Genomic DNA, 6,619 nt, shown 5'->3' with positions numbered 1-6,619 from the left:
ACCGTCCCGGTGGAACCACGAGACCTCACGAACTCAACGGAGAGACCCCCGTCATGACCGAGAGCACCGCCATCCGCTGGGAGAAGGACGAGACCGGCGTCGTCACGCTGGTCCTGGACGCCCCGGGCCAGTCCGCCAACACGATGAACCAGGCGTTCCGCGAGGCGCTGCACGCCGTCGCCGACCGTCTCGAGGCAGAGAAGGAGTCGATCCGCGGCGTCGTCGTCACCTCCGCCAAGAAGACCTTCTTCGCCGGCGGCGACCTGCGCGAACTCATCAAGGTGACCCCCGAGACCGCGCAGGACCTCTTCGAGGGCGGTCTGGAGATGAAGCGCGACCTGCGCCGCATCGAGACCCTCGGCAGGCCCGTCGTCGCCGCGATCAACGGCGCCGCGCTCGGCGGCGGCTACGAGATCGCCCTGACCTGCCACCACCGCGTCGCGCTGGACGCGCCCGGCTCCAAGATCGGCCTGCCCGAGGTGACCCTCGGCCTGCTGCCCGGCGGTGGCGGCGTGGTCCGCACCGTCCGCAAGCTGGGCATCGCCGACGCCCTGCTCAAGGTGCTGCTCCAGGGCACCCAGTACAGCCCCCGCCGGGCGCTGGAGAACGGCCTGGTCGACGAGGTGGTGGACACCCCCGAGGAGATGACCGCCCGGGCCCGCGCCTTCATCGACGCCCACCCGGAGTCCGCGCAGCCCTGGGACGCGCCCGGGTACCGCATCCCCGGCGGCACCCCCGCGAACCCGAAGTTCGCCGCCAACCTGCCGGCCTTCGCGGCCAACCTGCGCAAGCAGACCAACGGCGCCCCCTACCCGGCCCCGCGCGCCATCCTGGCCGCGGCGGTCGAGGGCTCGCAGGTCGACTTCGAGACCGCCCAGGTGATCGAGTCGCGCTACTTCGCCGGACTGGCCGCCGGACAGACCGCCAAGAACATGACCCAGGCGTTCTTCTTCGACCTCCAGGCCGTCAACTCCGGCGCCAGCCGCCCCAAGGGCGTCGAGCCGCGCAAGGTCGCCAAGGTCGCGGTGCTCGGCGCGGGCATGATGGGCGCGGGCATCGCCTACTCCTGCGCGAGGGCCGGCATCGAGGTCGTCCTGAAGGACGTCTCCGCCGAGGCCGCCGCCAAGGGCAAGGCCTACTCCGAGAAGCTCTGCGCCAAGGCCGTCTCCCGCGGGCGCACCACCCAGGAGAAGGCCGACGCCCTGCTCGCCCTCATCACCCCCACCGCCGACGTCCAGGACCTGGCCGGCTGCGACGCGGTGATCGAGGCCGTCTTCGAGGACACCGGCCTCAAGCACAAGGTCTTCCAGGAGATCCAGGACGTCGTCGCCCCCGACGCGCTGCTGTGCTCCAACACCTCCACCCTGCCCATCACCGAGCTCGCCGAGGGCGTGGAGCGCCAGGCGGACTTCATCGGCCTGCACTTCTTCTCCCCGGTCGACAAGATGCCGCTGGTGGAGATCATCAGGGGCGCCAGGACCGGCGACGAGGCGCTGGCCCGCGCGTTCGACCTGGTGCGCCAGATCCGCAAGACGCCGATCGTGGTCAACGACTCCCGGGGCTTCTTCACCTCCCGCGTCATCGGCCACTTCATCAACGAGGGCGTCGCCATGGTCGGCGAGGGCATCGAGCCCGCCTCCGTCGAGCAGGCCGCCGCGCAGGCCGGCTACCCGGCCAAGGTGCTCAACCTGATGGACGAGCTGACCCTCACCCTGCCGCGCAAGATCCGCAAGGAGACCAGGGAGGCGGTCGAGGCGGCCGGCGGCACCTGGGTCTCCCACCCGGCCGAGGCCGTGGTGGACCGGATGGTCGACGAGTTCGGCCGCACCGGCCGCAGCGGCGGCGCCGGGTTCTACGACTACGTGGACGGCAGGCGGGCGGGCCTGTGGCCGGGGCTGCGCGAGCACTTCACCAAGCCGGGCCACCGGATCCCGTTCGAGGACATGCAGGAGCGCATGCTGTTCTCGGAGGCGCTGGACACCGTCAAGCTGATCGAGGAGGGCGTCCTCACCTCGGTCGCCGACGCCAACATCGGCTCCATCATGGGCATCGGCTTCCCGGCCTGGACCGGCGGCGTGCTCCAGTACGTCAACGGCTACCAGGGCGCCGCCGGAACCGGCCTGCCCGGCTTCGTCGCCCGCGCCCGCGAACTGGCCGAGAAGTACGGCGACCGCTTCCAGCCGCCCGCGCTGCTGGTGGAGAAGGCCGAGAAGGGCGAGACCTTCGGCGACGCCCGCTGAGCGGCTCCCGCCGCCCGCCGCGGCGGCCGGTCCTCCTCAGGGCCGGCCGCCGAGCCAGCTGAGCAGTTCCTGGCGCAGCGACCGCTGGAAGGCGGTCAGCAGCGCCTGCACCACCAGCGGCTGCATGTGGGCCGACAGCGACCGCACCGCCTCGGCGTCCTGCTCCGCCGACGCCTCCCGCAGCAGCCCCGACAGAGCCTGCGCGGCGGCCCGCGTGTGCTCCGTCAGCACCTCGCGGGCCTCCAGCAGGGTCTCCTGCGCGAACGGCACGTCCAGCAGCTCCACGCCCAGGCGCAGCAGCCCGGTGTCCACCCGGTAGGCGTCCTCGCCCTCCCGGTCCACCACGCCGAGCTGGACCATCCGTTCCAGGTCCGCGGAGCCCAGCGCCCGCCCTGCCAGACGCTCCAGCCCCGCCCGGTCCACCGTCTCCGCGCTCTCCGGCGCCCACGAGGCCACCACCGCCCGCTGCAACGCCAGGTCGTGGGCGGTCACCCCCGAGGGCAGCCCGCGCAGGTGGCGTTCGATACCGGCCAGCGTCATGCCCTGCCGCTGCAGCTCCTCGATCAGCGCGAGACGCGCCAGGTGCTCCGGCCCGTAGCGGCCGACCCGGCGGGGACCGATCTCGGGCGGCGGCAGCAGGCCCCGCGTGCTGTAGAAGCGGACGGTCCGGACCGTCACCCCCGCGCGCGCCGCCAGTTCGTCGACCGTGAGCGTCGACCCCTCCGTCTCGGTCCTCATGCGCAACAGTATTGCTGTCTCACCGGCACTGCGAAAGACGTGGTGTGAGTTCCACCACTGCGCATCGGAAAGCGGAATGAGACATTCACTCCCGGTCCGCGTCCCCCGTCGTCCGCCACAAGCGCAGGTGGGGCGGGCCGGGCACCATCCGAACCCCGCGCCAACAGCGCACCGGGGCGCAACAGAGTGGAACACGCGTGAGCAAGGACGTCGGGACCGCAACGGTCACGAAGCCCGCCGGCGGCGCGGTGGGAACCGGCCCTGCGGCCGAACCACCCGCGGACGCGGGCGATGCCGGGTACAGCAAGGACCTCAAGGCCCGGCACATCAACATGATCGCCATCGGAGGGGCGATCGGGACCGGACTGTTCCTCGGCGCCGGAGGCCGCCTCAACGACGCGGGCCCCGCCCTCGCCCTGGCGTACCTGGTCTGCGGCGTCTTCGCCTTCTTCGTGGTCCGCGCGCTCGGCGAACTGGTCGTCTACCGCCCGTCCTCGGGGTCCTTCGTGTCCTACGCCCGCGAGTTCCTGGGCGAGAAGGGCGCCTACGTCGCCGGCTGGATGTACTTCGTCAACTGGTCGACCACCGGTATCGCCGACATCACCGCGGTGGCCCTCTACACCCACTACTGGAGCATGTTCTCCGACGTCCCCCAGTGGGTGCTGGCGCTCGCCGCGCTCGCGGTGGTGCTCGTGGTGAACCTGGTCTCGGTGAAGTACTTCGGCGAGATGGAGTTCTGGTTCGCCATCGTCAAGGTCGCCACCCTGGTGGCGTTCATGCTGGTGGGCATCTTCCTGCTGGTCACCCGGGCCGACGTGGGCGGCACCACCCCCGGTCTCTCGGTGATCACCGACAACGGCGGCTTCCTGCCGCACGGCGTCCTCCCGGTCGTCCTGGTGATGCAGGGCGTGGTCTTCGCCTACGCTTCCCTGGAACTCGTCGGCACCGCGGCCGGCGAGACCGCCGAACCCCGGAAGATCGTCCCCCGCGCGGTGAACTCGATCATGTGGCGCGTCGGCCTCTTCTACGTCGGCTCGGTCGTGCTGCTCGCGCTGCTCCTGCCCGGCTCGGTCTACTCCGGCGACGAGAGCCCCTTCGTCACCGTGCTCTCGCGGATCGGCGTCCCCGCCGCCGGCGACGTGATGAACCTGGTGGTCCTCACCGCCGCCATGTCCTCGCTGAACTCCGGCCTGTACTCCACGGGCCGCATCCTGCGCTCGATGGCGGCCGCCGGCTCCGCCCCGCGGTTCACCGGGGTCATGAACCGCAACCAGGTGCCCTACGGCGGCATCCTGCTCACCGGCGGGGTCTGCGTGCTGGGCGTCGGACTCAACTTCCTGATGCCCGGCCAGGCCTTCGAGATCGTGCTCAACGTCGCCTCGCTCGGCATCATCAGCACCTGGGTGATCATCATGATCTGCCACCTGGTGTTCGTCCGCCGGGCCAGGGCCGGACTGCTCCGGCGGCCCTCCTTCCAGCTGTGGGGCAGCCCGGTGACGGAGATCGTGACGATCGCCTTCCTGGTGTCGGTCCTGGCACTGATGTGGGGCGACCCCGAGGTGGGCCGCAAGACCCTGCTGCTGATCCCGGTGATCGGGGCCGCGCTGGTGGCCGGCTGGTTCGCCGTCCGCCGCCGGGTCACCCGTGCGGAGGACGCCGAGCTTTCCGCCCTGAGCGAGGGGTGACCCCCGCCGTGTGCGGCCGGGAGCGGGTTCCCGGCCGCACACGGCGGACGCCGTGAGGGTTACACGGGTGGGAAACGCGGGATACGTGGTAGCTGCGTAGCGGAACCAGACCAAGGTCCGCTCGGCGAAAGGTGCCGCAGTGTCGCATGACGCCCCCAATCCCTCACAGCACCACCACCAGGGCTCCCTGCCCGGGACGGAGGCCGGCCTGCCCGGCCCCCAGCACCAGGGGACCGACTGGGTGGTGTTCGGGGTGACAGCGGCGCTGACCCTCTCCTTCGTCCTGTGGGGCGCCTTCGGCACCGACTCCCTCGAGAGCGTCTCCGGCACCCTGCTCGGGGAGCTGATCCATACCTGCGGCTGGGCGTTCGTCCTGGCCGCGTCCTGCTTCGTGATCTTCGCCCTCTGGCTGGCGATCAGCCGCTACGGGCGGATCCACCTCGGCTCGGAGCACGAGCAGCCGGAGTTCCGCACCGTCTCCTGGGTCGCCATGATGTTCAGCGCCGGCATGGGCATCGGCCTGATGTTCTGGGGCGTGAGCGAACCCCTGGCCCACTTCGTCGACGCGCCGCCGGGCACCCGGCCCGCCAGCGTCGGGGAGCGGATGTCGACCGCCATGGCGACCACCCTCTTCCACTGGACCCTGCACCCGTGGGCCATCTACGCGGTGGTGGGCCTCGGCATCGCCTACAGCACCTTCCGCAAGAAGCGCCGCCAGACGATCAGCTCGGTCTTCACCCCCCTGATCGGCCGCCGGCACGCCGAGGGCGCGGTCGGCCGGATCATCGACATCCTGGCCATCGTGGCCACCGTGTTCGGATCCGCGGCCTCCCTGGGCCTGGGCACCCTGCAGATCGGCTCGGGCATGCAGGAGGTCGACTGGCTGCAGAAGACGGGCACCGGACTGCTCGTCCTGATCATCGCGGTGCTCACCCTGGCCTTCGTCGCCTCCGCGGTGTCGGGCGTCGAGCGCGGCATCCAGTGGCTCTCCAACACCAACATGGTGCTGGCGGTGCTGCTGGCGCTGTTCGTGTTCGTGGCCGGCCCGACCATCGTCATCCTGGACCTGGTGCCCACCTCGCTCTTCGCCTACCTGGGCGACCTGCCGCAGCTCGCCGGGCGCACCGAGATCAGCGGCGGACCGACGGTCGACGAGTGGCTGTCGAACTGGACGGTCTTCTACTGGGCCTGGTGGATCTCCTGGACCCCGTTCGTCGGCATGTTCATCGCCCGGATCAGCCGGGGCCGCACGATCCGCCAGTTCATCGGCGGCGTCATCCTGGTCCCCAGCACGGTCAGCCTCCTGTGGTTCGCCGTCTTCGGCGGCACCGCCATGCAGCTGCAGGCGCGGGACATGCTCGGCGGCGCCACCACCGTCGAGGGGCGGCTCTTCTCGGTGCTGCGGGAGTACCCGATCGCCACCGTCACCTCGCTGCTGGTGATGATCCTGGTCGCGATCTTCTTCGTCTCCGGCGCCGACGCCGCCTCCATCGTGATGGGCACGCTGTCGCAGCGGGGAGCGCTGGAGCCGCAGAAGACGGTGGTCGTCTTCTGGGGCGTGGTCACCGGCGCGGTGGCCGCGATCATGCTGCTGGTCGGCAGCGGCGAGGGGGACGCGCTCACCGGCCTGCAGAACCTCACGATCCTGGCAGCGGCGCCGTTCGTGCTGGTGATGATCGGGATCTGCGTGGCGCTGATGCGGGACCTGCGGCGGGACCCGCTGATGCTGCGGGAGGAGGCGGCGAACGAGGCGCTGGAGGACGCGGTGGTGACCGGGTACCGGAAGTTCGACGGCGACTTCGAGCTCCAGGTCCGCCCCTCCCAGGGCGACGGCCCGGCCTCCGGCTCCACGGTCGCGGACGACGCCTCCCCGCTCTGACCCGGGCCCGGACGTCACGGAGTGCCGTACGGGGCGGGCCGCCCGCCCCGCCGACGTTCCCCACGACACCGGACGTC

At 71.2% G+C, this 6,619-nt stretch carries 4 protein-coding genes; 3 read left to right on the top strand and 1 reads right to left on the bottom strand.

What is annotated here, in order from left to right:
- Positions 1–53 precede the first annotated feature (53 nt).
- On the top strand, positions 54–2,240 hold the full coding sequence (locus HW445_RS14595; RefSeq protein WP_180221452.1) for a 3-hydroxyacyl-CoA dehydrogenase NAD-binding domain-containing protein: 2,187 nt from the start codon (positions 54–56) through the stop codon (positions 2,238–2,240).
- Positions 2,241–2,276: 36 nt separating this feature from the next.
- Here HW445_RS14595 and HW445_RS14590 read toward each other — a convergent pair whose 3' ends face one another.
- Entirely contained in the window at positions 2,277–2,978 is a 702-nt protein-coding gene (locus tag HW445_RS14590; protein ID WP_180221451.1) for a MerR family transcriptional regulator, read from the bottom strand.
- Between the two features lie 197 nt (positions 2,979–3,175).
- On the opposite strand from HW445_RS14590, the gene HW445_RS14585 reads away from it, so the two are divergent.
- Positions 3,176–4,663, top strand: coding sequence for an amino acid permease (locus HW445_RS14585; protein WP_374939652.1), 1,488 nt, complete (start codon positions 3,176–3,178; stop codon positions 4,661–4,663).
- A 139-nt stretch (positions 4,664–4,802) separates the two neighbouring features.
- Positions 4,803–6,542 (top strand): BCCT family transporter, encoded by a 1,740-nt coding sequence (locus tag HW445_RS14580; protein WP_180221450.1) that lies wholly within the window; start codon positions 4,803–4,805, stop codon positions 6,540–6,542.
- The last annotated feature ends 77 nt before the right edge of the window (positions 6,543–6,619 follow it).

This window comes from Streptomyces sp. UH6, assembly GCF_013421635.1.
Taxonomy (GTDB): Bacteria; Actinomycetota; Actinomycetes; order Streptomycetales; family Streptomycetaceae; genus Streptomyces; species Streptomyces abyssomicinicus.
Note: the sequence above shows the minus strand (reverse complement) of the source record. Positions and strands in the feature narration are given on the sequence as shown.

What these genes read in the sequence shown, in the direction of transcription:
- HW445_RS14595 (WP_180221452.1), top strand. Translation starts at nt 54, where the DNA reads ATGACCGAGAGCACCGCCATCCGCTGGGAGAAGGACGAGACCGGCGTC.
- HW445_RS14590 (WP_180221451.1), bottom strand. Translation starts at nt 2,978, where the DNA reads ATGAGGACCGAGACGGAGGGGTCGACGCTCACGGTCGACGAACTGGCG.